Source organism: Kribbella flavida DSM 17836 (genome assembly GCF_000024345.1).
GTDB classification, from domain to species: domain Bacteria; phylum Actinomycetota; class Actinomycetes; order Propionibacteriales; family Kribbellaceae; genus Kribbella; species Kribbella flavida.
The window spans coordinates 326622-351061 of the sequence record NC_013729.1 but is presented as its reverse complement, the minus strand read 5'-3'; the positions used below and the strand labels follow the sequence as shown (position 1 = coordinate 351061).

The window sequence follows — 24440 nt, the reverse complement described above, 5'->3', positions numbered from 1 at the left end:
CGGCGCACCGCTTTATGCGGTGTTCTTTCCTTACCACCCGGAAGCACGTGAGCTGGATCACCGTCGTCCTCACTGTCGGCAACCAGCTCGAGACCCGCGGTGGATGTGCCTCACCCGTCCCCAGGCGGCCGAGCGTCCCACTCGGCGCCGGCAGAGCAGAAGGAAACGCCCCCATGACCGAGTCGCTGGAGATCCCCGCAGAGCAGCGCCGCGTGCGGGTCTGGTTCGGCGCTCACCCGATCGCGGACCACACCGCGACCCCCGACCAGGCCGCGCAGTACGAAGAGGCCATGCGGCGGCGGTTCGCCTCGCTGCGGGTCACCAACGAGCCGGCTCTCGTCACCAGCGGTCCGGTCCGATGACCACCCGTCCGACGCTGCTCGGCTACGTCCGCGCCGACGCGCTCAGCTGCGCGGAGGAACTGGCCGCCGCAACCGACTCCCTGGTCGCCTTCGCCAGCGCCGAGGGGTTCACGCTCGGCACGGTCTACACCGAGCGGGACGCCGCCGAGTCCGCCGCGTTCCACGCGCTGCTGGACGAGGTGAAGCGGTCCGACGTCCGCGCGGTCGTGGTCCCCACCCTGCAGCACCTCGGCGCGGTCGGATCGCGCGGGGCGATGCAGCACCTCGAGTTCCACCAGGCCCAGGTCTGGCCGGCGGGCGCGAGGTAACCCCAGACAAGCGGAGCCGGCGTCTTGACCCCTGCATCGGCGCCGGTTCCGCTCTCCAACCTCCACAGCTGCACCGGGTCCGCCCGGGTGGTAGTGGACCACACAAGGCCCCACCGGCTGCTACCGGTGGGGCCTTGTCGTTGCTGCAGGCCATCAACGCGCCGCAGCCGGCCGCGGTACGGCGGACGGCCGGTCAGGCGATGATCGTGTAGCCGTACCGTCGCATCACCGAGGCCGTGCCGGCGTCGAACACCCCGGTCACCGGCAGCCCGAAGCGCCGCTGGATCTTGCGGGTCATCTGCTGGAAGTGCACCCGCCACGGCACCCCGGCCGGCGGCCTGACCTCGTGCCTGCCGATCGCGGCGACCTTCGGGTGCGCGGCCCAGGCCAGCACCTGCGCCCGGTCGGCGCCCCAGACACCGCTCATCGAGTCGTGGGCGCGCGCGTACGCCATCGCGCCCAGCGAGATGCTCGTGTTCGGCGGCGGCTGCGCCACCGGGCCCGTGACCGGGTGGTGCTTGAGATGGATCTCCCAGGTCATCCCGTAGTAGCCCGGAGGCCCGTCGTCGCGACCACGGTCGGCCAGCCCGTTCTTGCACCGCCGGTACTCCGCGACCTGGTGCGCGGCGCCGCGAGACAGGTCCTTGTCGCCGACCGCGATCGCGTGCACGTGGTACGGCCAGTTGCCCTGGGCCGGCGTCCGCAGCCAGGCGGCGAAGCCGACCTGCCGCATCGCCAGCACCACCGCCTTGCGCTGCGCCGCGGTCAGCCCGGTCGCATCCAGGTCGACCGCACCCCCGCCGTCGTGGGTGCCAGCCGACGCGGCCACGCCACCCTTGTTGTACGACCCCTGGACGATCCTGAACTGCCGCCCGGCCAGCTTCTCGGCCGCCTGCAGCATCGCCACCGTCCGCCGGTTGAGCTGCTTGCCCCGCCAGGTGATCCTTGCTTCAGGCATCTACTTCACCCCGGACCGCGGCCAGGATCCGGTCCGCGTCCTCCGCGGCGCCGAGTGCCTCCAGCTCGTCCAGCTCGTCCTCGGTCAGCTCGTCGCCGACCAGCCCCTCGGAGACGTCCGCCATCGTGCCACCCCTCCCCCACGTCACGTCCGGGGCCTCCCCTGCCCCGGAACCGCGCTCCAGGGTAGGCAGCCGCGGCGCGATCCGTCCACGGTCGCCGGCGGCCGGACGTTTGAGGAATGCAAAGTTTTCGCTTGCGAGCGGGTGTGACCACCCCGGCCTGGGGTACGAGTTGAGTGTCCCGCGGTTCGGTCGGCCCCATTCGGGCATGGGTGGAGCTCACCGAGCCGCGAGTTCTCCCACTGAGGGGCGGGAGAACGACCGAAGGCGGCGGGCGCATCCCACGGTGCGCCCGCCTCCCGGCCACCCTCCACCGCGCCCTCGGTGACAGTTCGGAGCCGCCATGAGTCCGCAGGTGTACCGCGCGCCACTGCGCTCCCGCCGCGACGAGGTCCCGGCCGGCCTGGCCGTCGACCGTGCGTTGTCCGAGGGTGTCTGCGGCTTCGGTGGCGCTCTGATCCCGCCACCGCCCGACCTGGACGCCGCGGTCGAGGGATTGACCAGCACGTACGACGAGCGCGCGGGCCGGAGTCTCCGGCGGTTCGCGGACGTGCCCGACGGGGCGTTCGTCTGGACCCGGGAGCCGGACGGGCTCTACCACCTCGGGCGGCTGACCGGTCCCTGGCGCTACGACGACTCCCCTGCGGCCGCCGCGGCCGATCTCGTGCACGTCCGGCCGTGCGAGTGGCTCGAGCGGGCCTTTGCCGAGACGGACGTGCCCGCCGGTACGGCGTACACGTTCTCGCGGGGCGGGCGGAACTTCCAGCGGATCCGGGATCCGCAGGTCGAGGACGCGACGGCCGCGCTGTGGGGCTTCCCGTCAGAGGGCTGAGGCGACGAAGAGGTAGCGGTTGAGGCTGAAGAAGTAGCTGTCGCCCTGGCTGCGCAGGTCGTCCGCCCAGGCCTGCGCCTCCGCCTCGGTCACGCCGGCCCGGCCGGGCACGAACGCGGAGACGATGTCGATCAGGCCGGCGCTGTAGGTCCGGTAGTCGAAGCCGGCGTTGAGCAGCGGGATCACCTGGAGGTGGGTCCGGGTGAAGCCGGCCTTGGCGAGCGCGTCGCCCAACGTGCGCGGCAGGTGCGGGTCCTGCAGGTGTTCCTCGAAGGCGGTCAGCACCCGCCGCATCCGCGCATCGTCGCTCGAGCGCCAGACGATCGAGTCCCAGTCGGTGTCCAGCAGCACGACCCGGCCCGCTGGGCGGAGTACGCGGCGGACCTCGGCGAGCGCGCCCGCCACGTCGTCGACGTACTCGAAGACCTGGGTGGAGACGACGACGTCGAAGTCGCCCGAGCCGTACGGCAGCCGGTCCACCGACGCCGCGTGCAACTCGACCTCCGGCCCACCCGGCACCTTCGCCCGGGTCGCGGCGATCGCCAGCATGCTGTCGCTGACGTCGACCCCGCACACCCGCCCGTCCGGCCCCACCTCGGCCGCCATCTCCGCGGCCAGCAGTCCCGGCCCGACCCCGACGTCGAGCACCCGGTCCCCCGGCCGCAACGCCAGGGCGATCCGCACCACCCGCCGCTGCTCGACCACGTCCGGCGTCGTGTACACGGTCTCGATGTGTCGAGACACCTCCGGATCGAACCTCAAACTGCTCATCCCCATCCCTCCGACGTGCTCCTCATCATCACCCCGCCCACCGCCTCCCGGCGAGAGCAAACGCATGAGCAGATGCACGCGAGCAGGCTCGTGGGAGGTGTGAGGGGACCGTCGCGGCGTACGGGGTTCGGCTAGCGTGCTGGGGTGATCGAGCTGCCGGAGAGCTTTCTCGCGATGCCGCGGTGGTGGAAGGAAGGGGGCGAGTGGCTGGCCGGGCTTCCTGGGGCGGTGGAGGAGCAGTGCGCGCGGTGGGGGTTGCGCATCACCGGCGAGGTTGCCCACGGCTCCAACGCGGTGGTGGTGCCGGTCGTCCGCGACGGGGTTGAACTGGCGCTGCGCATGTCGCCGCCCGGCGATGAAGTAGCAGCCCAGGTCCGCGCCCTGCGGTGGTGGAACGGGCGGGGAACGGTCCGCCTGTACGACGCCGACGCCGGCCGCGGCGCCATGCTGCTCGAGCGGCTCGGGGAGTCGCTGGCCGAGCGGCCTGTCGGGGAATCGATGCAGGTCCTGGGACGGTTGATGCGGCGGCTGGCGGTCCCGGCGCCCGCGGACGCGTTGTCGACCGCGGACATCGTCGCGACGCGATCGGCCGAGCTCGAACGCGACTGGCAAGCCCTCGGCCGCCCGTTCGACGAGAGCTACCTCATCGCCGCTCTCCGGGTCGCCGGTTCGCTCGCCGTCACGGATTCCCAGGCGTCGGTCGACGGTGACCTGCACGCGGACCAAGTACTCCGCGACATCCAGCCGCTCGACGCGGTCCCCGGCCGCCGGCGCGAACCCTGGCTGGTCGTCGATCCAGTCCTGCTGCGCGGCGACGTCGAGTTCGACCTCGCCCGCATCCTCTGGACCCGGCTCGACGAGATGGGTGACGACGCGGAGATCCTGCAGCACTTCGCGACCGCCGTCGGGGCAGCCGGCCTCGACCGTCGGCGCGCTCGGGACTGGATCGTCTTCAGGACCGTCGACTACTGGCTGTGGGGCTTGACCGCCGGTCTCACCGAAGACCCTGTCCGCTGCCACCGCCTGCTCGACGCCTTCCTGCCCTGAAGTGTCGGCAGGACGAAAGGCGGATCGCCACCACTCCCCAACCTCCGTCGGCAGGCGTGACCGACGGAGGTTTCGGCGTGCCGCGTCCGACTGCTGCGCCTTGCTGAGTGGTGGAGATCCGCCGCGCAGAGAGCTCAGTGCGCCGGGGCGAAGTCCAGGAAGCCGATGACCTGCTGGATCTGGCCGGCGGGAGTGAGCGTGACGATGTCGGTGCCGCCGGCGATCGGCGCCCGACCCTCGGCGGCCAGCTCCCACGTCCAGCGGAGGTGGTTGTGGTGGTGGTCGATCTCGCCGGTACGGGTGAACCGGTGGCCGGGGAAGAGCTGCTGGGCGCCGGCGATCAGGGCGTTCAGTTCCTGGTGGCCGGTGGCCTCGAAGCTGGGGTCGACGAAGGCGCCGTCGGAAGCCCAGGTGGTCGTGATCGCGGTGGCCCGGCGGTCGCTGTCGGTCTCGTTCCAGAGGGCGAAGTAGCGGTCGGCCAGCGCGGCGGCGTTGCCCTCGGCGCCGGTGGCGGCCGGGTCGTGGGCGGTGGTGGCCGGGGTGGAGTCGGTGCTCATCTCGGGTTCTCCTCGAGTCGTTGGTTGACCGGAAGCTTGCCGCCGGTCCGGGCACGGCGGCGATGACCTCGGAGGTCATGGTGGTGATCACCTGGACGGCTACCGTCGGAGCATGACGATGATCGCCGAGGAGACTTTCCAGCGGCCGGTGGGCGAGTTGTTGCGGAGCTGGCGCGAGCGGCGGCGGCTCAGTCAACTGGACCTGGCCAACCAGGTCGAGGTGTCCACCCGCCATGTCAGCTTCGTCGAGACCGGCCGGTCAAAGCCGAGCCGGGAGATGGTGCTGCGGCTGGCCGAGCACCTCGACGTACCGCTGCGGGACCGCAACCAGCTGCTGCTCGCCGGTGGGTACGCCCCGGTCTACAGCGAGGCGTCGCTGCACTCGCCGGTGATGCTCGCGATCCGGGAGACGCTGCGCCGGTTGCTCAAGGCCCACGAACCGTTCCCCGCGCTGGTCGTCGACCGCTGGTGGAACGTCGTCGAGGCGAACGCCGGCATCGCCCTGTTCACCGAGGACGTCGCGCCCGAACTGCTCGCCGCTCCGATCAACGCGCTCCGGCTCACCCTGCACCCGGACGGCCTGGCGCCGCGGATCAGCAATCTCGCCGAGGTCCGGGTCAGCGTGCTGAGCAGCTTGCAGCGCCAGGTCACCGGCACCGCCGATCCCGACCTCCAGGACCTGTACGACGAGCTGCGCGGGTACGGCGCCGACGGGGAGCGGGCGGAGTTGCCGGTGACGGCGGAGGTCGTCGTACCGATGAAGCTGCGGCGCGGGGACCGGGAGCTGTCGCTGCTGACCACGATCGCGACGTTCGGCACGCCGTTGGACGTGACCGTGTCGGAGTTGATGATCGAGCAGTTCTTTCCGGCCGACGAGGCAACGGCCGACTACCTGAAGGAGTTGTGAATGCCGCCTGACCAGCGACTTGGTGACGCCGTGGAACTGCACCTGGCGTGGCTGGACTTCTACCGGGAGACCGTGGAGCGCAAGCTCACGGGGCTCAGCGAGGAAGAGCTGCGCAGCAGCCGGCTGCCGTCGGGGTGGACGCCGTTGGAGCTGCTGAAGCACCTCGTGTTCGTCGAGCGGCGGTGGTTGCGCTGGGGCTTCCTGGCGGAGGACGTCGACGAGCCGTGGGGTGACAACGGTCCGGACGGTCGCTGGGGGCTCGACGGCGACGACACCTTGCCCAATCTGCTCGCGGAGCTCCGGTCCGGTGGCGAACGGACCCGAAAGATCGTCAGCGGGGTGGACGGCGACGGGTCCGGTGAGGTCCTCGCGACGGTCGCTGCCGAGGGTGGGCGGTTCGGCGCCGACGACGTGAAGCCGACGCTGGGGTGGATCCTGTTCCACGTTCTGCAGGAGTACGCCCGCCACACCGGTCAGCTGGACGTCGTCCGGGAACTGGCCGACGGCGTCACCGGCGAGTAGGCCCACCCGCCGGATTGCTTGCCCAGCGCAACCCGGCCGCAGCTGGTCTCGGTGTTACCAGCTGTGGCCGGGCCGACCGGCGTGGGGGAAGGGCTACCGGTGGGTCGGCAGCACGGTGGGCCGCTGGGTGGGCAGGGAGGGCAGGCTCGGCAGGGCCGTCGGCAGCGTCGGCTTCGCGGTCGGCAACGGCGGCAGCGTGGGCTTGCCGGGCAGCGTCGGCTTGGCGGTCGGCAACGGCGGCAGCGTCGGCTTGCCGGGCAGCGTCGGCTTCGGCACCGAAGGCTTTCCGGGCGCGGACGGCTTGGTCGTCGGCACGGTCGCCGGCGGGAGCGTCGGCACGTGCTCGGTCACGCACGGCGGCACCGGTGGCTTCGCGGTCGGCACCGACGGTTTGGCAGTCGGGACCGGCAGCCGCGTCGGCTTGCCGGGAAGCGGCGCGGCAGTCGGGTTGGCGGTCGGCAAGGATGGCTTGCCCTTCGGCAGTTCGGCGGGGACCTTGACCGACGCCGAGACCTCAGCGGTGACCGTGGGCACCTGCGGCCGACAGGTGCGGTCCACGGACGGGATCGGGGTCGGCGTACCGGTCGGCAGGGCGACCGGTACCGACGGCTTGCCGCCGCCGGCCAGCAGGTTGCGGACCTCGGTCGGTCCACCGACCGCCGCGGACACCGTCGCGACCGTGCCGGCGAGCCCGGCCACTCCCACGGCGGCGAGTCCGCGCCGGATCCAGGCGAACCGCCGCCCCCGGCGCATCAGGTCGGCCGGGTCGGGCTGCCACGGGTCGAGGTCGTACTCGAGCGCGCTGCGCACCCGCTGCTCGTCGCTCATCTTGTTCCTCCCACTGGGGTTTCGATCAGATCGGGTGCCAGACGCAGCTTCGCCAGCGCGCGGGACGCGGTGCTCTTCACCGTGCCGGGCGCCATCCCGAGCAGGTCCGCGGTCTCGGCCTCGGAGAGGTCCTGGGAGTACCGCAGCGCGACCACCGCCCGTTCCCGCACGGTGAGCCCGGCCAGCGCGGCGAGCACGGCCTCGCGGGTCTGCACCTCGGCGGCGAAGTCCGCGACCGCCCGGTCGTCCCAGCCGTTGTCGACCGGGTCGCTCGGCACCTCGTTGGACCAGCGCCGGCGGGCCTGGGAGAGGAACCGGTTGACCAGCACCCGGCGGACGTAGCGCAGCCGGTCACCGTCCAGCCGGTGCCACTTCGGGTACGACCGCATCAACGCCTGCTGGACCAGGTCCTCGGCGGTGTGCCGGTCGCCGCAGAGCATCTCCGCGAACCGCAGCAACGGCGTCGACTGGGCCCGCACGAACCGCTCGAAGTCGGCGTCGCCGGCCCGGCTCATCGCTTCTCCTCTGCCTCTGTCACACCGGTCCAAACCCGCTGGGTCACCGATCCGGTTCTGTTCGGTCACCAGATCAAGCGAAGAAATTAATTCACGCGCTATACAAGAGCGCAGTTTGTTTGTCACATTAGGTGCGCCGGGTGTCGCACCCGGTGACAGCGTCCTCACCGCCCCGGAGGTACCGCCATGCGTATCACCCGCAGGTCCGCGGCCGCACTCTGCGTCGCCGCCGCCCTGGCCGCCGTACCACTCACCGCCACGGTGCTGCCCAGCACCGCGGCCGGCACCGACCCGGTCACGGTCGCCGCCCGACCGGCCGAAGGCTCCACCAACGTGCGCGCCGACGGTCGCCGGATCGTGCTCGGCGACGCCGCCGCCACCACCGGTTCCGCCGAGATCAGGCAGCGGTCCGGCATCGCCAACCTCGATCCGGTCCGCTTCCCGGCCCCCACGTCCGCCGTCGTGGTCGACTACACCACCGGTACGCCGGACCGGTCGACCGCCGAGGTCGACGTTCGGGCCCTGGTCAAGGACAGGTGGTCCGAGTGGACTCCCGCCAAGGCCGGTACGCCGACCGCGCTGCCCGGCGCGAGCGATCTCGTCCAGCTGCGCATCATCGTCAGCGCTCCGCCACAAGGCGGCAGCCCGTGGGTGAGCGACGTCCGGGTCCAGCCGACCGACCAGGCGTCGCCCAGCGCAATGACGATCCAGGCCGCGCCGCTCAAGTCGCGCGTCTTCGCCACCCGCGAAGGACTCGTCGGCGGTACGACGGCCAACGGCCACGTGATCGTCAACCGCGACCACTTCGTCGCCCTGCCGTCCCGGCGCGGGCTGGCGAACAACGGCTCGGGCAACTACTCGGTCAAGGTCTGCACGACCGCCGGCACGATCCGGTGCGCGTTCGAGCCGGTCTGGGACGTCGGCCCGTGGAACACCAAGGACGACTACTGGAACCCGAGCTCGATCCGGGAGATGTGGAAGGACCTGCCGCAGGGCCGGCCGCAGGCGCAGGCGGCGTACCAGACCGGGTACAACGGCGGCAAGGACCAGTTCGGCCGTACGGTCGCCAACCCGGCCGGCATCGACCTGGCCGACGGCACCTTCTGGGATGCGCTTGCCCTCAGCAACAACGCCTGGGTGGACGTGACCTACCTGTGGACCGGTGACGGCGGGCGCGGAACGGTCTCGATCAGCTCCGGGTACCTGAACGTACGCAGCACGCCCAGCTCCACCGGCGCGATCGTCGGGATGGCGGGCAAGGCCGCGCAGGTGCCGGTCGAGTGCCAGACCACCGGCCAGAGCGTCAGCGGTTCGCAGGGCACCTCGAACGTCTGGTTGCGGGTGCACACCGGGATGTACGTGGCGAAGGCCTGGATCAGCGCCGGCACCTTCGGCGCCTGCTGAGCCGACCGCGTCCGGAGAGCCTCGGGCGGGACTCTCCGGACGCGGGTCCGGCTCAGCCGTTCAGCGGATCGCCCACAGCGTTTCCGAACCGTCCGAGCAGCCGGCCGCCGGCGTCGTACGCGAACACCGAGACCCCCGGCCCCTTCGCGTCGGGACGGGGCTGCTTGGCCCCGCTCATCACCACCGAGGACTGCACCCACCCAGGGATCCCGGCCAGCCGGTACACCTTGGCGTACCAGGCCTTGCCGCCGAGCGTGTACACGACCGTGCTGACGCGCTCGTTGCGGAACACCGAGCTGTGCACCGGACCGACGCTCTGCAGCCCGAGCGCGCGGCCGTCGCCGAGGTTCGTGTTGCCGACCGTCCGGCGCCAGCCGAACGGCTCGTACTGCGGTTCGCCCGGCACCCGGCTGATCACGGCCCACCGGGTGCCCCGGGTGGTGAAGGAGAGGTGGTGGCCCAGCTTCACCTGCTGTCCCGGCGCCAGCGTTCCCACCGCCGGCCGCTTGTTCTGGAACGTGTACTTAGTTGCCTTTGACTCCTTCTTTGAGGGTGCCGCGGCGACGGCCGCCGCGCTGCCGGCTGCCGCGACCTGGGTGTCCGCCGCGGCGGTCCCGCCGGTTCCCCCGGTGAACGCGGTCGCGGCGATCGCCACTCCGGCCACGGCCGCCGCCGCGACGCCGGTGGTGAGCAGCTGGATACGGTTGCTCCTTCTGCGCATTGATGTCCTCCACAACAATCGGTGATGCTGTCTCGGGCTGAAGACGCGAACCGACGTCGCCAGGTTCTTCACCGCAGCAAAGGCTCCGGAGCGTCGCCGTACCGAGCCAGCAGCGTCCCGTCGGCGGAGTACGCGAACACCGAGACCCGTTCGCCGGGTGCCTGCGACGCGGCCTTCAGGTCGGCCCAGACCGCGATCCAGCCCGGAATGCCCGCCAGCCGGTTCACCTGCCCGTACCAGGCTTCGCTGCCGCGGGTGTAGACGACCGTGCTGACCCGCTCACCCCGGAACACCGAAGTCTGGACCGCTCCGACGCTCTGGACGCCGGGCTGCCGCGCATCGGCGAGGTTCGGGTTGCCCACGGTCTTGCGCCACCCGAACGGCTCGTACGGCGATGCGCCCGGGGCTCGGCTGATCACCGCCCAGCGGGTGCCGCGGGTCGCGAAGAACAGGTGTCCGGCGATCGGCGCCTCGCCGGTGACGGGCACTGTGGCGATCGGGCGCTCGGTATTGCGGAAGGTGTACCGGGCGGACGGCGTGAGCACCGGGGACGGCGTACTGGCGACCGGTGGCGCGATCGGGAGCTCGCGCGCGGGTCCGCCGCCGAGCACCACGCCGGTCGCGGCCACAGCGACCACCGCGGCGCAGGCGACGACCCCGCCGGCGGCGACCCGCAGCCGGCGCCGTCGGTAGGCGCCCGCGATGACCTTGCTCGGATCGAGCGGGCCGGCCGGTTCCGGGGCGGAGCGCAGCAGGGTGATCAGCTCGTCGTCGTTCATGTCCGTTCTCCTACGTAGCTGCCGCTCAGGTGCGGGGCGGCGCGCAGCTTCTGCAGGGCGCGGCTGGCGGCGCTCTTCACCGTGCCGACCGCGACCCCGAGGATCGACGCCGTCTGGGCCTCGGACAGGTCCTCGACGTACCGGAGCACGACGACGGCCCGTTCCCGCGCGGTCAGCGTCGCCAGCGCGGCCGCGATCGCCAGCCGGCGGTCGACGTTCGCGGCCTGGTCCGGAGCCCCACCGCCGAGCCGCTGCTCGAGGTGCTGGTCCAGCTCGGCGGCGTGACCGCTCGGACGCTCCCGCCAGAGCCGGCGCCGGGCCCAGGAGATGTGCTGGTTGACCACCGCCTGCCGGACGTAGCTGAACGGGTCGCCCAGCTCGATCCGGTCCCAGCGCAGGTAGGCCTTCTCCAGCGCGGTCTGGACCAGGTCCTCGGCGAGCTCGGGGTCGCCGCAGAGCATCCGCGCGATGTGCACCAGCCGCGCGGACCTGGCCAGCACGAAGGCCGTGAAGTCCTCGTCCCGTCGCTCGCTCCGCCCCATACCCTCTCCGTCCTTCCACCGCTCAAGACGCCGCCGGGCGGCGGGAGGTTCTGCCGGCGGGGAAGTCGGTCGTCAGCGGGGGCGGACGGTGGGACCGACGCGCTCGACGGAGGACAGCTGGCCGACCGGGTCTGCGGGGATGGCCGGTCGGAGAGGAGGCACAGCGGGCATGGCCGGGGCCGGCGGCAGGGTGAGGTGGGCCAGGCCGGTCGGGGCCGCGTCCGCGGCCAGGCGGACCCGGTCGCGGCCGGCGGCTTTGGCGGCGTACATGGCGCGGTCGGCGCGGCGCAGCAGTTCGTCGACGGTGTGGCCGTCGGACGGGTAGACGGCGACGCCGACCGAGACCGTGAGGTGGAAGGTGTCCGGATCCAGCTCCGGGTCGTCGAGCACGCCGGCGCACATCGCGGCCAGCGGGCTGGCGGCGACCGCGCTGCGCAACCGGTCGGCGGTGACGGCGGCATCGGTCCCGTCGGTGTCCGGCAGCGCGATCACGAACTCCTCGCCACCGAACCGCCCGATCACGTCCTTGGCCCGGATCGCGCTGCGCAGGATCGTCGCGACCGCCCGCAGCGCCTCGTCGCCGACCAGGTGGCCGTGCCGGTCGTTCACCTGCTTGAAGTGGTCGATGTCGATCAGCAGCACCGCCATCGGCTCGCGCTGGGTGCGGGCCGTGCGCAGCATCTCCTCGGTCCGCTGCCGCCACCAGTCGACCCGGCCGAGCTTGGTCTTCGGATCGGTCTGCACCTCGGACTCCAGCTGGCCGAGCAGCAGCGCGCGCTGGGCGGTCAGCGAGATCGGCACCGCCAGGAACGCGAACCACGGGCTGACCAGCGCGGCGGCGGCCAGCAAGCACCCGAACGTCGCCGCGGTGGCATCGACCCAGAGGTCGTCCTTGCCGCCGATGGTGTCCCGGCGACCGCTGCCCGGGACGATCAGCGAGATCGCGAGTCCGCAGAGCAGCGTCTCGGTGGCGACGTAGGCGAAGGCTGCCGCGGCCATCGCGGCGACCAGTCCGAACGAGGCGTCACCGGTCATCTCCCGCGCACCGGTGAAGACCGCGTGCGCGGCACCGACGCCCAGGACGTGCACCGCGGTGCTGAACGCCCAGCGGTACGGGATGCACTTGCCGGCGCGGATCCGCCACCAGATCCGGAGCAGCACCGCGACCAGGATCGCCAGCGCCGGGTGCAGCACGAGCGCGGCCGCGATCATCCACGCGGGCGCGAGGTCCTTGTGCAGCGCGCCGCCGCGGTTGCGCCGGTTCTCCACCCGGCGGGCGCCCTCGACCGCAACGAGCGCCGACACGGTCAGCGCGAAGACCAGGTCGAGCCCGCGCCACGACGGCAGCTCGGCGAACGCGCGCACGCCGTACCCGATCGCGAGCAGGTCGACCAGCACGACGAGGCCGAACGCGGGGACCGTGAGGGTCCACAGCGCCCAGTTCCACACCGCCCGCCTACTCTGCGCGACCATCCCTCCACGGTACGACGTGGTTCCGGATCGTCCCAATCGGTGGCGGCGTGCTGTGGATGACGATGTGGAAACGAAAGCCATCGCTGATAAAACAGGCGTTTGATCAACGATCACCGATCGGACCGGTGGGAGCGCACGCCTGGCGAGCGCGGACCTCGGGCACCTCGACCGGCCACGAGAGCCTGCCCGGCGAGGGCCCGAAGGCCTGTCCGGACAGGGCACGAAAGGCCTGCCGGACAGGGGATATCAGCGTTTGCGGCGGGCCGCGCCGAACAGCCCGCGGACGATCTCGCGCCCGGCCGACCGGGCGAACTGCTTGAAGGCCGACGAGCCGATCACCTTCTCCACCATCGACTTGTCCTGCTTCGGCGCCCGCGGCGTCGGCTCGCTCCGCTGCGGCTGCGCCTCGGCCTCCGCCTGCGCGGCCCCGGCCTGCACCTTCGCGGCCAGCTTCTCGTACGCCGACTCGCGGTCGACCACCTCGGTGTACTTCGCGGTGTTCGGCGACGCCGCGACGGTCGCCGCCAGCTGCTCGGCGGAGGCCGGGGCCATCAGCGACTGCGGCGCCCGCAACCGGGTCCAGGCGACCGGGGTCGGCGCACCCTTCTCGTTCATCACGGTCACGATCGCCTCGCCGATGCCGAGCTGGGTGAGCACCTCGGCCAGCTCGTACGACGAGTTCGGGAACGTCGACACGGTCGCCTTCAGCGCCTTCGCGTCGTTCGGGGTGTGCGCGCGCAGCTGGTGCTGGACCCGCGACCCGAGCTGGGCCAGCACGTCGTCCGGCACGTCCTTCGGGGTCTGGGTGACGAAAAAGACGCCGACACCCTTGGAGCGGATCAGCCGCACGGTCTGCGCGATCGAGTCCAGGAACGCCTTCGAGGCGTCGTCGAACAGCAGGTGCGCCTCGTCGAAGAAGAACACCAGCTTCGGTTTGTCGACGTCGCCGACCTCCGGCAGGTCGTGAAACAGGTCGGCCAGCAGCCACATCAGGAAGGTGGAGAACAGCGCCGGCCGGTCCTGCAGGTTCGGCAGCTCCAGCAGCGAGATGACGCCCTTGCCGTCGCGCTGCTGCAGCAGGTCCGCGGTGTCGAACTCCGGCTCACCGAAGAACGCCTCCGCGCCCTGGTCGGCGAACCCGATCAGTGACCGCAGGATCACCCCGGCCGTGGCCGCGGACAGCCCGCCGAGCTCCTTCAGGTCGCCCTTGCCCTCGTCGCTGGTCAGGTGCGTGATGACCGCGCGCAGATCCTTCAGGTCCAGCAGCGTCAGGCCCCGCTTGTCGGCGTAGTGGAAGATCAGCCCGAGCGAGGACTCCTGGACGTCGTTCAGCCCGAGCACCTTCGACAGCAGCACGGGCCCGAACGACGTGATGGTGGCCCGGACCGGTACGCCGCTGCCCTGCCCGCCCAGCGCGTAGAACTCGGTCGGGAAGCCGGTGCCGACCCAGTCCTGGCCGATCGTCTTCGTCCGGGACAGCAGCTTCTCGCTGCCCTCACCCGGCTGGGAGATGCCGGACAGGTCACCCTTGATGTCCGCGGCGAACACCGCGACGCCGGCCGCGGACAGCTGCTCGGCCATCAACTGCAGCGTCTTGGTCTTGCCCGTTCCGGTGGCGCCGGCGACCAGGCCGTGCCGGTTCACCATCGACAGCGGGATGCGCACCGCCGCCGACGGGTCCGGCGTACCGTCGACCAGCAGCGCGCCGAGCTCGATCGCCGCACCCTCGAACGCGTACCCCTGCTTGACGGTCTCCACGACGTCCGGTGTCTCGGCCATCTCCACGCTGCCTTTCGAGCGACGGAACTACCCCTGCGCTCGGCATGCTAGTGCCCCGCCGGCGAAGTTCGGTGAACCTGGCCAGCGGGGCAGCGAGCGCGGTCAGCGAACGACGACGACCTTGGTCGTGCTGGTGGTGAAGGCCCAGATGGTGTCCGACATCGCCTTCTGCACCCGGATGCAGCCGTGCGAGGCCTTCAGGTTCGTGCCGAGCAGCCAGTCGGCGTGGATCTGCGCGCCGCTGCTCTTGTAGGTCGGGATCTGGTGGAACCCGATCCCGCAGGGCGCGAACCGGACGAAGTTGTTCAGGTAGAGGCTGCCGCCGTCGGTGTTGCGCTTCACCCGGGCCGGCCGGCCGCACTTCGAGCCGGTCGTGTAGGTGCCGGGCCTCAGGTAGGCCGGGTTGTCGATCATGCCGCCCTGCCGGACCACCTTGCCGGCGGCATCGATCAGCCACAGGTAGTTCTGGCTCTGGCTGATCACGATCCGCTTGCCGCCGCCGCTGGCCGGGACCGCCCGGACGTCGCAGCGCTTCGCCGACGCCGCCAGCAGCCTGCTGTACGTCGTACCGGCGAGTGAGCCGTTCTGGGTCATCTTGTTGGCGGCCTGGAACCGGATGGTGGCGGCCTTGGTCATCTGGCCGACCTTGCCGTCGACCGGGCCGGAGTTGCAGCCCAGCTTGTTCAGCCGGGCCTGGGCCGCCTTGTTCTGGCTGATGGTGAGCGCCTCGGCCGGGAGCGTCGTACCGGCCACGGCGACGACCACGGTGGCCGCCCCCGCGACCAGCTTCGTCAGTACCTTCATCGTTACCCCCTGGTTGTCCTGTTCCTTGGTGGACGCCGCGCAGCGGTGAAAGGTTGAGTCTTGGTATCGACCTTCTCCGGTGACGTTCCCGACCTCTCCCGCGACCTCCCTCCCCGCTAGACTTCGCTGGGTGATCTTCAAGCGCGTCGGCGAGGAACGGCCGTACCCCGATCACGGGTACAAGGCCAAGGACTGGTCCGTGCTGCCTCCACGGCAGATACGGCTCGACGAGCTGGTCACGACCAAGGGCACGCTCGACCTGAACGCGCTGCTCGACGAGGACTCGACCTTCTACGGCGACCTCTTCGCGCACGTGGTGGAGTACAAGGGGGAGCTGTACCTCGAAGACGGTCTGCACCGGGCCCTGCGCGCGGCCCTGCAGCAGCGGCTGGTCCTGCACGCCCGGGTTCTGGTCGTGGACTGATGCGCCCGACGGGAGGCGTCCGCCGATGACCGCCATCCACCCACAGCCGAGGCCGCACTCACGGTTCCACTGGCGTACCCCGATCACCCTGGTCGTCCTGCTGGCGATCCTGGTCGGCGGCTTCTGGTGGGGCTGGAACTCGCTGACCAACAGCAGCGCCGAGCAGACCTGCGTCGAGCAGAAGCTGCCGAACAACCGGATGGTGCCGAAGCAGGTCGTGGTGAACGTCTACAACGGCGGTGCCCGGGCCGGTACGGCGAAGCAGATCGCCGCCGAGCTGCGCAAACGCGGCTTCAACGTCGGCAAGGTCGCGAACGAGCCGAAGGGCGACAAGGTCGACGTCGTCGAGATCCGCGGCACGGCACCCGACGCCCCGGAGTTCAAGCTGATCGCCGGCCAGCTGAACCAGAAGGCCCACCCCGCGCCCGACAACCGCCCCGACCACACCGTCGACGTGGTGCTGGGCATCGGCTTCACCAAGCTCAACACCAAGGGCCTGCCGTCGGTCGCCGTCCCCCCGAACAGCATCCACTGCCTGCCCTCCATCCGCCCCACCCAGGCCATCCCCTCCGGCCAGAACCCGAACTGACCCGCCCGGGCTGCTTGCCTGAGTACCAAGAATCAGTTCGACTGGCTGAAGGTGCGTGGTCCGGCGTCGTGGACCACATGGTTGTCTCCGCGAGCTTGCTCGCGTGCCGGGCCCGGCACCCCGGCGCGCCACCGCGGCGACGCCCACCAGGCACCTGGCTGATGTTCTTGTTCTGTTCTTCTGCGGGTTCAGACCTGTTCGCGGCCGCGTTCGCCGAACCAGCCGGCCAGGCGGCCGGCTCGGCTGACGGCCCGCAGGCGGCGAATGGTCTGGTCCCGCAGCGGGCTCGGCGCAACCACCAGCATCGCGTCGCCGGCCCGCAGCACGGTCCGGCGTTCGGGCACGAACGAGTCCTGGGACCGGATGATCAGCGAGACCGACACCCCCCGCGGCAGCCGGAGCTCGCCGATCTCCACCCCCGCCAGCCGGGACTCGCTCGGAATCTGGACCTGCAGCATGTCCGCGCCCAGCGTCTCCAGCGGCGCCACGTCGATGTCGACCTCGTGCGCGGCGTTGTCGTCGAGCACCTTCAGCCGGCGGGCCAGCCACGGCAGCGACGGGCCCTGGAGCAGCGTGAACAGCAGCACCAGCACGAACACCACGTCGAACACCCGATCCGCCTGCGGCACGTGCTCGGACAGCGGGATCGTCGCCAGCACGATCGGGACCGCGCCGCGCAGTCCGGCCCAGGCGATGAAGGTCTGCTCGTTCCACGGCATCCGGAACGGCGTCGCGGACAGGGCCACCGCCGCGAACCGGCCGACCACCGTCACCGCGATACCGATCACCAGCGCCACGCCCACGTCGTCCAGGCCGATCCGCCCCGGGGAGGCGAGCAGACCGAGCATCACGAACAGCCCGATCTGGGCCAGCCAGGCGATGCCGTCCACGAACGACTTGGTCGCGATCCGGTGCGGCAGCTCGGCCCGGCCCAGGATCAGGCTGGTCACGTAGACGGCGGCGAACCCGCTGACGTGCAGCAGCACCGTGCCCCCGGCGTACGAGACGAAGGCGAGCGAGACGATCGCGAGCGGGTACAGACCGGCGGAGCCGAGGGCGACCCGGCGGAGCAGGCCGACGCTGACCCAGCCGATCACGAAGCCGAACAGTGCCCCGACCACCAGCTCGTAGACCACCAGTCCGATGAAGTGCAGCAGCCCGTCCTCGACGATCGCGCCGGTGCTGACCAGGGTGACCAGCAGCACGGTCGGGGCGTCGTTCAGCCCGGACTCCGCCTCCAGCGCGCCGCGCAGCCGCGGCCGGATCGGCACCCGGCGCAGCACCGAGAACACCGCCGCGGCGTCCGTCGGGGAGGTGACGGCACCCAGCAGCACGGCGAGCTGCCAGTCCAGCCCCAGGACGTAGTGCGCGACGCAGGCGACCACGCCGACCGACACGGTGACACCCAGAGTGGCCAGCACGACGCCGAGCGGCATCACCGGGCGGACCTCGTTCCACCGGGTGGTCAGACCGCCCTCGGTGAGAATGATGACCAGCGCCGCGAACCCGAGCGCGTGCGCCAGCTGCGCGTCCTCGAACTGGATCCCGATCGCCGACTCACCCAGCACCAGCCCCATGCCGAGGTAGATCAGCAGCGACGGCAACCCGAGCCGGCCGGACAAGCGCACGGCGACGATCGCCACCAGCAGCACCGCGGCACCGGCGAGCAGAATCCGGTCGAGCTCGTGCACGTCCACAGCGTCGGCCCTTTGGGGTCGGGGGCTGCATCCTAATTGACCCCTGCCTCCGGCAACGAATCATCCGGCCCGCGCGACCACGGGCCCGGCCGCACCGATCCGGCCCGGCCCGCGAGCCCCCCGGACACAGGCGAAGACCCTGACGCATCACACAGCATCAGGGTCTTCGGCGTTACTACCGCCCGAAGGCGGTTGGCGGTGGCGGAGGGATTTGAACCCTCGGAAGGGGGGTACCCTTCACGCGCTTTCGAGGCGCGCTCCTTCGGCCGCTCGGACACGCCACCGCCGGAGAGGCTATCAAGACCTGTGCCCAATGAAGAAATCGCGCAGCCGGGCACCCGCTTCGTCGGCCAGCACACCGCCCACGACCTCGGGCCGGTGGTTCAGCCGGCGGTCCCGGACGACGTCCCACAACGACCCGACGGCGCCCGCCTTCTCGTCGTACGCCGCGAAGACCAGCCGGTCCAGCCGGGACAGCACGATCGCGCCCGCGCACATCGTGCAGGGCTCCAGCGTGACCACCAGCGTGCAGCCGGTGAGCCGCCACTCGCCGACGTGGCGGGCCGCCGCCCGGATCGCCAGCACCTCGGCGTGCGCGGTCGGGTCGCCGGTCGCCTCGCGCTCGTTGTGGCCGCGGCCGATCACCTCGCCGCCCGCGTCGACGACCACCGCGCCGATCGGTACGTCGGCGCTGCCGCGGGCGTGCTCCGCCTCGGCCAGCGCGAGCTCCATCAGCCGGGACCAGGCCCGGTGGGCCGGGTCAGCCAACGGCCTCGATCGCCTCGTGGAACTCGGTGCCGAACCCGAGCGCGTCGGCGATCTCCTCGAGCATCTCCTCGGGGTACAGGTCGACGTCGTCGATCAGCGCGCCGAGGTCCATCGCGCTCATTCCCAGGTCGGCCACGATCGCCAGGTCACCGGCCGGCACCTGCTCGTCGTCGTCCTCGGCCAGCGGGATGTCCAGCTCGTCGATCACCTGCTTGGCCAGCGGCCACTCGGTGGCGGCGGTGACGTCGGACAGCAGCAGCCGAGCCCGGCCGCCGACCACCCGGAGCACGATGAAGAAGTCCTCGTCCACCGAGATCATCCCGATCACGCCGGCGTCGCCGGGGTAGCGCCGCAGCGCGGACACCACCGAGGACAGGTCGGGCTCGCCGCGCAACGGCAGCGGCGTGACGGTCCAGACCCCGTCCTCCCGGTACGCCGCGAGCGCGAAGTCGAGCTCGGTGGTCGTCATCGGCCCAGCCGTGGGATCAGACACCCGGTCATCGTCGCAGACTCGGGCGTCCGGTGGGAGCTTTGCCCGATCTCGAGCCGGTATCGGTGCCCCGGCGGTTCCGCGAACGACCGCGCGTCACCGCACGGGTGCACAACGGCCTCCCGGACGTCGGCGCGGCGGCGGAGTCAGTGGTGGTACGTCGCCCGGCGCATCGCGGCGCGGATCCGGCGGACCCGGGCGCGCCGAGGAGCGATCCGGTCGCGCAGCGCCTTGGCCTCCTCCAGTTCCCGGAGGAAGGCCGCGCGGCGGCGCAGGCGTTCGAGCTGCTGGGGCGACTTGCCGGTGTTCTCCGTCACGGGCGCACGTCCTTGGCCGGTTGAGGTGAGGCGCCCTGGGGCGGGCGGGGACCGGCGTCGGGACCACCGGACCCTCGGGCACAAACCAGAATCGACTGCTTCCCGACCGTAACAGCGGGCGAGGTTTCCGGTGCCGAAACGCCGGGCGGTACCGTTCCGGCCATGCAGATCCTCGTCGTGGACCACCCGCTCGTCGCCCACAAGCTCACCGCGCTGCGGGACGAGCGGACGGACTCGCCGACCTTCCGGCGACTGACCGAGGAGCTGGTCACGCTGCTCGCCTACGAGGCGACCCGCGACGTCCGGACCGGCCCGATCACCGTGCGCACGCCGGTGGCCGAGGCCGAAGGCATCAAGCTGACCTCGCCGAAGCCGCTGGTGGTGCCGATCCTGCGCGCCGGGCTCGGGATGCTGGAGGGCATGACCCGGCTGCTGCCGACGGCCGAGGTCGGCTTCCTCGGCATGATCCGCAACGAGGAGACGCTGAGCGCCTCGACGTACGCCGAGCGGCTGCCGGAGGACCTGTCCGGGCGGCAGTGCTACGTGCTCGACCCGATGCTGGCGACCGGCGGCACGCTGGCCGCGGCGATCCAGTTCCTGGTGGACCGCGGCGCCGACCACATCACCGCGATCTGCCTGCTGGCCGCGCCGGAGGGGGTGGAGCGGATCGAGCGGGAGCTGGTCGACCTGCAGATCCCGTGCAACCTGGTGATCGCCGGGATGGACTCCCACCTGAACGAGAAGGGCTACATCGTGCCCGGCCTGGGCGACGCCGGCGACCGGCTGTACGGCGTCGCCCAGTAGTCCGCGGACCAGCGCCTCTCCGGCTAGAAGGCGTACGGGTACGGCGACCAGTCGGCCGGACGCTTCTCCAGGAACGAGTCGCGGCCCTCGGCGGCCTCGTCGGTACCGTAGGCCAGCCGGGTCGCCTCGCCGGCGAACAGTTGCTGGCCGACCAGGCCGTCGTCGATCAGGTTGAACGCGTACTTGAGCATGCGCTGCGCCGTCGGCGACTTCGCGCAGATCCTCCGGCCCCAGTCGAGCGCGACCTGCTCGAGCTCGGCGTGCGGGACGACCTTGTTCACCATGCCCATCCGGCAGGCGTCCTCGGCGGAGTACTCGTCGCCGAGGAAGAAGATCTCCCGGGCGAACTTCTGCCCGACCTGCCGGGCCAGGTACGCCGAACCGAAGCCGCCGTCGAACGAGGCGACGTCCGCGTCGGTCTGCTTGAACCGCGCGTGCTCGGCCGAGGCCAGCGTCAGGTCGGCGACCACGTGCAGGCTGTGCCCGCCGCCCGCGGCCCAGCCGGGCACGACGCAGACGACCACCTTGGGCATGAAGCGGATCAGCCGCTGCACCTCCAGGATGTGCAGCCGGCCGGCCTTGGCCGGGTCGATGGTGTCGGCGGTGGCGCCCTCGGCGTACTTGTAACCGTCCTTGCCGCGGATCCGCTGGTCACCACCGGAGCAGAACGCCCAGCCGCCGTCGCGCGGGGACGGGCCGTTGCCGGTGAGCAGCACGCAGCCGACGTCGGTCGACATCCGCGCGTGGTCCAGCACCCGGTACAGCTCGTCCACCGTCTGCGGGCGGAACGCGTTGCGCACCTCCGGCCGGTTGAAGGCGATCCGGACCACTCCGGCGTCCACCGCCCGGTGGTACGTGATGTCGGTCAGGTCGAAGCCGTCCACCGCTTTCCAGGCGGACGGGTCGAAGAGGTCGCTGACGTGCGCGGGCTCGGTCACCCGCCGAGCATATTTCAGCGCTGCGGCGTGCTCTCGCGCAGCACGACCTCGGCCGGGAACGTCTCCGTCCGCGGCTCGCCGCCCTCGATCGCCAGCTCCAGCGCCCGGCGGCCCATCTGCTCCAGCGGCAGCCGCACGGTGGTCAACCCCGGCCAGACGTCCCGCAGCGTCGCGATGTCGTCGAACCCGGCCACGCTCAGCTGCCCCGGCACGTCGACCCCGCGCTCGCGCAGCGCCGACATCGCGCCGACCGCCATCACGTCGTTCACCGCGAACAGGCAGTCCAGGTCGAGCTTGTTGTCGAGCAGTTCCAGGGCCGCCGCGTGCCCGCCGTCCCGGGTGAACTCCCCGGCCCGCACGGCCACCGGCTCCAGCCCGGTCTCGGCCAGCCCGGCCACGAACCCGTCACGCCGGTCGCGCGCCGTCGCCAGCGCGTCCGGCCCGGCCAGGATGCCGAACTTCCGCAGGCCCTGCCCGACCAGCGCCCGGGCCAGCTCGGCGGCGCCGGCCCGGTTGTCCGGCTCGATCGTGTGCGCCGGCATCCCGGCCTGGCTGACCAGCGCCAGCCCCGCCCCGGACCCGAGGAACGCCTCGATCTCGGTCGCCGTCCGGGCCAGCTGCTCGGCGTCGGTGCGGCGGCTGCCGATCATCACCGCGGCGCGGGCCCGCTGCGCGCGCAAGGAGGAGAGGTAAGCGATCTCACGGTCGGCGTCACGGAACGTGCTGGCCATCATCACCAGCAGGTGCCGCTCGTCCGCGGCCCGCATCACGCCGTTCGCGATCGCCGCGAAGTACGGGTCCTCGATGTCGTGGACCAGGATGCCGACCACGTTCGTCGACGACTTGGCCAGCGCCTGGGCCTGCGCGTTCGGCGTGTAGCCGAGCTCCGCGGCCGCCGCCCGGACCCGCTCCTGCAGCTCCGGGCGGGGCACCCGGTCGCCGCCGTTGAGCACGCGCGAAGCGGTCGCGACCGACACACCCGCCCGCTGTGCGACGTCCAGCAATGTCACCGGTGCTCGCAGATTCACTGGCCACCCTCCTTCGGCTCCCCCCGGGTGGCGGTCACCCTATCGGACCCGAGGCGTTCATCACGCTGCGTGGCGGGCAAGTGGCCGACAATGTCGTCAGGACCTGGCTTCTGCCCGCGCGAGTGGCTAGCCTTCCCAGCCATGACGACCGTCCGCTCCAGGGTGACCGTCCTGGTCTCGTCCGCCGTGCTCTGCCTGGGCACCGCGACCACCGCCACGGCCGCCCCGGTGCCCGACAGCCCGGGCGCGCCGCCGGCCGAGGCGTCGGCCGCCGCGCTCGCGCCGAGCCTGACCGGCGGGTTGCCGCCGCACGTGGACCCGCGGACGAAGAGCACCAGGCCGGTCTACGACTACGCCGGAGCGATCCGCGAGTCGGTGTTCGTGGACACCCGGATGGACACCGACTCCGACGGCACCGACGACGTGATCGCGGTCGACATCGTCCGGCCCCGGGAGACCGAGGCGACCGGCGTACGGGTCCCGGTGATCATGGACGCCTCGCCGTACTTCGGCTGCTGCGGGCGCGGCAACGAGGGCGAGCGCAAGACCTACGACGCGGCCGGCGTCGTGCAGAAGATGCCGCTGTACTACGACAACTACTTCGTGCCGCGCGGCTACGCCGTGGTCGGCGTCGACATCCTGGGCACCAACCGCTCGACCGGCTGCGGCGACGTCGGCGGCCGGGACGAGGTCGACTCGGTCGTCGCGGTGATCGACTGGCTGAACGGCCGCAACACCGCGCGCACCCGCGACGGCCGGCCGGTCGAGGCCGGCTGGACCACCGGCGCGGTCGGCATGATCGGCAAGTCCTACGACGGCACGCTGGCCAACGCCGTCGCGGCGACCGGCGTCCGCGGGCTGAAGACGATCGTGCCGATCTCTGCGATCTCCTCGTGGTACGACTACACCCGCTCCGGCGGCGTGCCGTACTCCGTCGACTACCTGCCCTGGCTCGGCGAGTACGTCGGGCACGACACCCCCGCCTGCAACGAGGTCCGCGCGGATCTCGCCGAGCGCGACGACGACGAGACCGGCGACTACACCGCCTTCTGGGCCGAGCGGGACTACGTCAAGGACGCCGCCAAGGTGAAGGCCTCGGTGTTCGTCGCGCACGGGCTGAGCGACTACAACGTGCAGAGCAACCACTTCGCCCAGTGGTGGGACGCGCTGGCCGAGAACGGGGTCCCGCGCAAGATCTGGCTCGGGCTCGAGGACCACGTCGACCCGTTCGAGTTCCGTCGCGACGCGTGGGTGGACGAGCTGCACCAGTGGTTCGACTACTGGCTGCAGGACCTGCGCAACACCGTGATGCGTGAGCCGCAGGCCTCGGTCGAGGTGGCGCCCGATGTGTGGCGCGACTACGCCACCTGGCCGGCCGTGGCGAAGACCGTCGGGGTGCCGCTGGCCGAGGGCAAGCTCGGGGCCTACGGCAAGGGAACGGTGACGGTCACCGACGACCCGTCGCTGACCGAGGACGCGATCGTGTCGACCCCGTCGGAGGTCATCGCGGGGCGGCAGATGTTCCTGTCGGCGCCGCTGCCTGCGTCGATCCGGGTCAGTGGCACGCCGAGCGTGACGCTGCGGGTCAAGACGGACTCGAGCACGACGCCGGTCACCGCGCGGCTGGTCGAGTACGGCAAGGCGCAGCGCTACGCCGGGGTCCGGCGGACCTCGACCAGCACCTGCGAGGGCGCGAGCACGGAGTACGACGACAGCTGCTACTTCACGGTGGAGAAGTACACCAAGGAGACCGATCACGGCATCGTCAGCCGCGGCTGGGTCGACGCGGCGCACAGCAACTCGCTGAGCAGGCCGAAGCCGCTGCCGCCGGGCAAGTGGACCACGGTGACGGTCCCACTGCGGGCGCAGGACGAGGTCATCCCCAAGGGCCGCGTGCTCGGGCTCGCGGTGACCTTGAGCGACACGGAGTGGACGACGCCGAACGACACCGGCGCGACCATCGACATCGACCTGGCGCACAGCAAGCTGAACCTGCCGGTGACGGCGGGCAAGGTGCCGGCGCCTGCGAAGACGCAGCCCCTGAACGTGGACATCACCACCCCCACCGAGCGCCCCGACCTGCACGACCCCCTCGGCTGACCCCTCCGGCCGGCCGGTCCCCGGGACCGCCCGCGATCGGCCGCTGATGCGTTGT

General features: G+C 71.6%; 29 protein-coding genes and 1 tRNA gene. 11 read left to right on the top strand and 19 right to left on the bottom strand.

Annotation, left to right across the window (positions count from 1 at the left end; genetic code table 11):
• Positions 1 to 173: 173 nt before the first annotated feature.
• Positions 174 to 362, top strand: a complete 189-nt coding sequence (locus KFLA_RS01735; RefSeq protein ID WP_012918031.1) for a hypothetical protein — start codon at positions 174 to 176, stop codon at positions 360 to 362.
• Entirely contained in the window at positions 359 to 670 is a 312-nt protein-coding gene (locus KFLA_RS01730; RefSeq protein ID WP_012918030.1) for a hypothetical protein, read from the top strand. The genes KFLA_RS01735 and KFLA_RS01730 overlap by 4 nt, the downstream gene beginning before the upstream one ends.
• 193 nt (positions 671 to 863) lie before the next feature.
• On the opposite strand, the gene KFLA_RS01725 is transcribed toward KFLA_RS01730, so the two are convergent.
• Positions 864 to 1628 carry a hypothetical protein gene (locus KFLA_RS01725; RefSeq protein ID WP_012918029.1) on the bottom strand — a complete coding sequence of 255 codons (765 nt, stop codon included), beginning with the start codon at positions 1626 to 1628 and terminating at the stop codon, positions 864 to 866.
• Positions 1621 to 1752, bottom strand: a complete 132-nt coding sequence (locus tag KFLA_RS39255) for a hypothetical protein (RefSeq protein ID WP_012918028.1) — start codon at positions 1750 to 1752, stop codon at positions 1621 to 1623. Before KFLA_RS39255 ends, KFLA_RS01725 begins: the two co-directional genes overlap by 8 nt.
• 340 nt (positions 1753 to 2092) lie before the next feature.
• Between KFLA_RS39255 and KFLA_RS01720 the strand changes: the two genes are divergently transcribed.
• Entirely contained in the window at positions 2093 to 2581 is a 489-nt protein-coding gene (locus KFLA_RS01720; RefSeq protein ID WP_012918027.1) for a hypothetical protein, read from the top strand.
• On the opposite strand, the gene KFLA_RS01715 is transcribed toward KFLA_RS01720, so the two are convergent.
• Positions 2570 to 3352, bottom strand: coding sequence for a class I SAM-dependent methyltransferase (locus tag KFLA_RS01715; RefSeq protein WP_012918026.1), 783 nt, complete (start codon positions 3350 to 3352; stop codon positions 2570 to 2572). The two genes, KFLA_RS01720 and KFLA_RS01715, sit on opposite strands and share 12 nt — an antisense overlap.
• A 144-nt stretch (positions 3353 to 3496) precedes the next feature.
• On the opposite strand from KFLA_RS01715, the gene KFLA_RS01710 reads away from it, so the two are divergent.
• Positions 3497 to 4399, top strand: coding sequence for an aminoglycoside phosphotransferase family protein (locus tag KFLA_RS01710; protein ID WP_012918025.1), 903 nt, complete (start codon positions 3497 to 3499; stop codon positions 4397 to 4399).
• Between the two features lie 134 nt (positions 4400 to 4533).
• On the opposite strand, the gene KFLA_RS01705 is transcribed toward KFLA_RS01710, so the two are convergent.
• Complete coding sequence (locus tag KFLA_RS01705; protein ID WP_012918024.1) at positions 4534 to 4956, bottom strand: nuclear transport factor 2 family protein; 423 nt, start codon at positions 4954 to 4956, stop codon at positions 4534 to 4536.
• A 112-nt stretch (positions 4957 to 5068) separates the two neighbouring features.
• Here KFLA_RS01705 and KFLA_RS01700 point away from each other — a divergent pair, with 112 nt between their 5' ends.
• Both KFLA_RS01700 and KFLA_RS01695 read left to right on the top strand, forming a co-directional pair.
• On the top strand, positions 5069 to 5863 hold the full coding sequence (locus tag KFLA_RS01700) for a helix-turn-helix transcriptional regulator (RefSeq protein ID WP_148256527.1): 795 nt from the start codon (positions 5069 to 5071) through the stop codon (positions 5861 to 5863).
• Positions 5864 to 6385 (top strand): DinB family protein, encoded by a 522-nt coding sequence (locus KFLA_RS01695; RefSeq protein ID WP_012918022.1) that lies wholly within the window; start codon positions 5864 to 5866, stop codon positions 6383 to 6385. It abuts the gene before it with no gap.
• A 93-nt stretch (positions 6386 to 6478) separates the two neighbouring features.
• Here the strand turns inward: KFLA_RS01695 and KFLA_RS01690 are convergent, their stop codons facing one another.
• Together KFLA_RS01690 and KFLA_RS01685 are read right to left on the bottom strand one after the other, a co-directional pair.
• Entirely contained in the window at positions 6479 to 7213 is a 735-nt protein-coding gene (locus KFLA_RS01690) for a hypothetical protein (RefSeq protein ID WP_012918021.1), read from the bottom strand.
• Positions 7210 to 7728, bottom strand: coding sequence for a SigE family RNA polymerase sigma factor (locus KFLA_RS01685; RefSeq protein ID WP_012918020.1), 519 nt, complete (start codon positions 7726 to 7728; stop codon positions 7210 to 7212). Before KFLA_RS01685 ends, KFLA_RS01690 begins: the two co-directional genes overlap by 4 nt.
• Positions 7729 to 7914: 186 nt before the next feature.
• Here KFLA_RS01685 and KFLA_RS01680 point away from each other — a divergent pair, with 186 nt between their 5' ends.
• On the top strand, positions 7915 to 9132 hold the full coding sequence (locus KFLA_RS01680) for a hypothetical protein (protein ID WP_012918019.1): 1218 nt from the start codon (positions 7915 to 7917) through the stop codon (positions 9130 to 9132).
• A gap of 52 nt (positions 9133 to 9184) precedes the next feature.
• Here the strand turns inward: KFLA_RS01680 and KFLA_RS01675 are convergent, their stop codons facing one another.
• The 6 genes from KFLA_RS01675 to KFLA_RS01650 all read right to left on the bottom strand — a co-directional run bounded on the left by KFLA_RS01675 (position 9185) and on the right by KFLA_RS01650 (position 15230).
• Positions 9185 to 9853, bottom strand: a complete 669-nt coding sequence (locus tag KFLA_RS01675) for a hypothetical protein (RefSeq protein WP_012918018.1) — start codon at positions 9851 to 9853, stop codon at positions 9185 to 9187.
• 68 nt (positions 9854 to 9921) lie between these two features.
• Complete coding sequence (locus KFLA_RS01670) at positions 9922 to 10632, bottom strand: hypothetical protein (RefSeq protein WP_012918017.1); 711 nt, start codon at positions 10630 to 10632, stop codon at positions 9922 to 9924.
• On the bottom strand, positions 10629 to 11174 hold the full coding sequence (locus tag KFLA_RS01665; protein ID WP_012918016.1) for a SigE family RNA polymerase sigma factor: 546 nt from the start codon (positions 11172 to 11174) through the stop codon (positions 10629 to 10631). The genes KFLA_RS01670 and KFLA_RS01665 overlap by 4 nt, the downstream gene beginning before the upstream one ends.
• Positions 11175 to 11246: 72 nt before the next feature.
• Positions 11247 to 12647: a GGDEF domain-containing protein gene (locus tag KFLA_RS01660; RefSeq protein ID WP_012918015.1), complete on the bottom strand. Its 1401-nt coding sequence runs from the start codon at positions 12645 to 12647 to the stop codon at positions 11247 to 11249.
• 246 nt (positions 12648 to 12893) lie between these two features.
• The gene (locus KFLA_RS01655; protein WP_012918014.1) at positions 12894 to 14426 is read right to left on the bottom strand and encodes a helicase HerA-like domain-containing protein; all 1533 of its coding nucleotides are present in this window, start codon (positions 14424 to 14426) and stop codon (positions 12894 to 12896) included.
• A gap of 102 nt (positions 14427 to 14528) precedes the next feature.
• A complete protein-coding gene (locus KFLA_RS01650) occupies positions 14529 to 15230 on the bottom strand; it encodes a L,D-transpeptidase family protein (protein ID WP_012918013.1) in 702 nt (233 codons plus the stop codon).
• Between the two features lie 130 nt (positions 15231 to 15360).
• On the opposite strand from KFLA_RS01650, the gene KFLA_RS01645 reads away from it, so the two are divergent.
• Positions 15361 to 15654 (top strand): type II toxin-antitoxin system VapB family antitoxin, encoded by a 294-nt coding sequence (locus KFLA_RS01645; RefSeq protein ID WP_012918012.1) that lies wholly within the window; start codon positions 15361 to 15363, stop codon positions 15652 to 15654.
• 25 nt (positions 15655 to 15679) lie between these two features.
• On the top strand, positions 15680 to 16243 hold the full coding sequence (locus KFLA_RS01640) for a LytR C-terminal domain-containing protein (protein ID WP_012918011.1): 564 nt from the start codon (positions 15680 to 15682) through the stop codon (positions 16241 to 16243).
• A 188-nt stretch (positions 16244 to 16431) separates the two neighbouring features.
• On the opposite strand, the gene KFLA_RS01635 is transcribed toward KFLA_RS01640, so the two are convergent.
• The 5 genes from KFLA_RS01635 to KFLA_RS38145 form a co-directional block, all read right to left on the bottom strand.
• The gene (locus KFLA_RS01635; RefSeq protein WP_012918010.1) at positions 16432 to 17940 is read right to left on the bottom strand and encodes a potassium/proton antiporter; all 1509 of its coding nucleotides are present in this window, start codon (positions 17938 to 17940) and stop codon (positions 16432 to 16434) included.
• Positions 17941 to 18133: 193 nt separating this feature from the next.
• Positions 18134 to 18224 (bottom strand) — tRNA-Ser (locus KFLA_RS01630).
• Between the two features lie 13 nt (positions 18225 to 18237).
• The gene (locus tag KFLA_RS01625; RefSeq protein ID WP_012918009.1) at positions 18238 to 18672 is read right to left on the bottom strand and encodes a nucleoside deaminase; all 435 of its coding nucleotides are present in this window, start codon (positions 18670 to 18672) and stop codon (positions 18238 to 18240) included.
• 28 nt (positions 18673 to 18700) lie between these two features.
• Positions 18701 to 19201 (bottom strand): tRNA adenosine deaminase-associated protein, encoded by a 501-nt coding sequence (locus tag KFLA_RS01620; protein WP_337466396.1) that lies wholly within the window; start codon positions 19199 to 19201, stop codon positions 18701 to 18703.
• Between the two features lie 143 nt (positions 19202 to 19344).
• Positions 19345 to 19515: a hypothetical protein gene (locus KFLA_RS38145; RefSeq protein ID WP_012918007.1), complete on the bottom strand. Its 171-nt coding sequence runs from the start codon at positions 19513 to 19515 to the stop codon at positions 19345 to 19347.
• A 162-nt stretch (positions 19516 to 19677) separates the two neighbouring features.
• Here KFLA_RS38145 and upp point away from each other — a divergent pair, with 162 nt between their 5' ends.
• Positions 19678 to 20319 (top strand): uracil phosphoribosyltransferase, encoded by a 642-nt coding sequence (upp, locus tag KFLA_RS01615; protein ID WP_012918006.1) that lies wholly within the window; start codon positions 19678 to 19680, stop codon positions 20317 to 20319.
• A gap of 23 nt (positions 20320 to 20342) precedes the next feature.
• On the opposite strand, the gene KFLA_RS01610 is transcribed toward upp, so the two are convergent.
• Together KFLA_RS01610 and KFLA_RS01605 are read right to left on the bottom strand one after the other, a co-directional pair.
• Positions 20343 to 21257 (bottom strand): 1,4-dihydroxy-2-naphthoyl-CoA synthase, encoded by a 915-nt coding sequence (locus KFLA_RS01610; RefSeq protein ID WP_012918005.1) that lies wholly within the window; start codon positions 21255 to 21257, stop codon positions 20343 to 20345.
• 14 nt (positions 21258 to 21271) lie between these two features.
• Positions 21272 to 22285: a LacI family DNA-binding transcriptional regulator gene (locus KFLA_RS01605; RefSeq protein WP_012918004.1), complete on the bottom strand. Its 1014-nt coding sequence runs from the start codon at positions 22283 to 22285 to the stop codon at positions 21272 to 21274.
• A 141-nt stretch (positions 22286 to 22426) separates the two neighbouring features.
• On the opposite strand from KFLA_RS01605, the gene KFLA_RS01600 reads away from it, so the two are divergent.
• Positions 22427 to 24385 carry a Xaa-Pro dipeptidyl-peptidase gene (locus KFLA_RS01600; RefSeq protein ID WP_012918003.1) on the top strand — a complete coding sequence of 653 codons (1959 nt, stop codon included), beginning with the start codon at positions 22427 to 22429 and terminating at the stop codon, positions 24383 to 24385.
• Positions 24386 to 24440 lie beyond the last annotated feature (55 nt).

What these genes read in the sequence shown, in the direction of transcription:
- KFLA_RS01655 (WP_012918014.1), bottom strand. Translation starts at nt 14,426, where the DNA reads ATGGCCGAGACACCGGACGTCGTGGAGACCGTCAAGCAGGGGTACGCG.
- KFLA_RS01715 (WP_012918026.1), bottom strand. Translation starts at nt 3,352, where the DNA reads ATGAGCAGTTTGAGGTTCGATCCGGAGGTGTCTCGACACATCGAGACC.
- KFLA_RS01660 (WP_012918015.1), bottom strand. Translation starts at nt 12,647, where the DNA reads ATGGTCGCGCAGAGTAGGCGGGCGGTGTGGAACTGGGCGCTGTGGACC.
- upp (WP_012918006.1), top strand. Translation starts at nt 19,678, where the DNA reads ATGCAGATCCTCGTCGTGGACCACCCGCTCGTCGCCCACAAGCTCACC.
- KFLA_RS01695 (WP_012918022.1), top strand. Translation starts at nt 5,864, where the DNA reads ATGCCGCCTGACCAGCGACTTGGTGACGCCGTGGAACTGCACCTGGCG.
- KFLA_RS01600 (WP_012918003.1), top strand. Translation starts at nt 22,427, where the DNA reads ATGACGACCGTCCGCTCCAGGGTGACCGTCCTGGTCTCGTCCGCCGTG.
- KFLA_RS01680 (WP_012918019.1), top strand. Translation starts at nt 7,915, where the DNA reads ATGCGTATCACCCGCAGGTCCGCGGCCGCACTCTGCGTCGCCGCCGCC.
- KFLA_RS01730 (WP_012918030.1), top strand. Translation starts at nt 359, where the DNA reads ATGACCACCCGTCCGACGCTGCTCGGCTACGTCCGCGCCGACGCGCTC.
- KFLA_RS01670 (WP_012918017.1), bottom strand. Translation starts at nt 10,632, where the DNA reads ATGAACGACGACGAGCTGATCACCCTGCTGCGCTCCGCCCCGGAACCG.
- KFLA_RS01735 (WP_012918031.1), top strand. Translation starts at nt 174, where the DNA reads ATGACCGAGTCGCTGGAGATCCCCGCAGAGCAGCGCCGCGTGCGGGTC.
- KFLA_RS01725 (WP_012918029.1), bottom strand. Translation starts at nt 1,628, where the DNA reads ATGCCTGAAGCAAGGATCACCTGGCGGGGCAAGCAGCTCAACCGGCGG.
- KFLA_RS01665 (WP_012918016.1), bottom strand. Translation starts at nt 11,174, where the DNA reads ATGGGGCGGAGCGAGCGACGGGACGAGGACTTCACGGCCTTCGTGCTG.
- KFLA_RS01675 (WP_012918018.1), bottom strand. Translation starts at nt 9,853, where the DNA reads ATGCGCAGAAGGAGCAACCGTATCCAGCTGCTCACCACCGGCGTCGCG.
- KFLA_RS01700 (WP_148256527.1), top strand. Translation starts at nt 5,069, where the DNA reads ATGACGATGATCGCCGAGGAGACTTTCCAGCGGCCGGTGGGCGAGTTG.
- KFLA_RS01685 (WP_012918020.1), bottom strand. Translation starts at nt 7,728, where the DNA reads ATGAGCCGGGCCGGCGACGCCGACTTCGAGCGGTTCGTGCGGGCCCAG.
- KFLA_RS01625 (WP_012918009.1), bottom strand. Translation starts at nt 18,672, where the DNA reads ATGGAGCTCGCGCTGGCCGAGGCGGAGCACGCCCGCGGCAGCGCCGAC.
- KFLA_RS01720 (WP_012918027.1), top strand. Translation starts at nt 2,093, where the DNA reads ATGAGTCCGCAGGTGTACCGCGCGCCACTGCGCTCCCGCCGCGACGAG.
- KFLA_RS01690 (WP_012918021.1), bottom strand. Translation starts at nt 7,213, where the DNA reads ATGAGCGACGAGCAGCGGGTGCGCAGCGCGCTCGAGTACGACCTCGAC.
- KFLA_RS01640 (WP_012918011.1), top strand. Translation starts at nt 15,680, where the DNA reads ATGACCGCCATCCACCCACAGCCGAGGCCGCACTCACGGTTCCACTGG.
- KFLA_RS39255 (WP_012918028.1), bottom strand. Translation starts at nt 1,752, where the DNA reads ATGGCGGACGTCTCCGAGGGGCTGGTCGGCGACGAGCTGACCGAGGAC.
- KFLA_RS01705 (WP_012918024.1), bottom strand. Translation starts at nt 4,956, where the DNA reads ATGAGCACCGACTCCACCCCGGCCACCACCGCCCACGACCCGGCCGCC.
- KFLA_RS01650 (WP_012918013.1), bottom strand. Translation starts at nt 15,230, where the DNA reads ATGAAGGTACTGACGAAGCTGGTCGCGGGGGCGGCCACCGTGGTCGTC.